The sequence below is a fragment of the Sphingobacterium chungjuense genome (assembly GCF_011316935.1).
Taxonomy (GTDB): domain Bacteria; phylum Bacteroidota; class Bacteroidia; order Sphingobacteriales; family Sphingobacteriaceae; genus Sphingobacterium; species Sphingobacterium chungjuense.
In genome coordinates this window covers 1-255 of record NZ_WLYS01000017.1, presented here as the reverse complement: position 1 = coordinate 255, position 255 = coordinate 1, and the positions used below count along the sequence as shown (strand labels likewise).

Below are 255 nucleotides of genomic sequence, written 5' to 3'. Positions count from 1 at the left end.
CTTTTGACTTATAACTTCCTACTTAAAAATAGTGGAGAATAACGGAGTCGAACCGTTGACCCCCTGCGTGCAAGGCAGGTGCTCTAGCCAGCTGAGCTAATTCCCCGTGGTATTATAAGTTTGTATCGTAATGTAGTCCCGAGCAGATTTGAACTGCTGACCCCTACATTATCAGTGTAGTGCTCTAACCAACTGAGCTACGGGACTAGCTATATCTTCTTTTCTACCTCGGTAATAACATGAATGAACCCCTAT

General features: G+C 43.9%; 2 tRNA genes. Both read right to left on the bottom strand.

The features are described 5' to 3' along the window. Positions 1-32: 32 nt before the first annotated feature. Positions 33-106 (bottom strand) — tRNA-Ala (locus GKO22_RS16530). A 27-nt stretch (positions 107-133) separates the two neighbouring features. Continuing rightward, positions 134-207 (bottom strand) — tRNA-Ile (locus tag GKO22_RS16525). Positions 208-255: the final 48 nt, after the last annotated feature.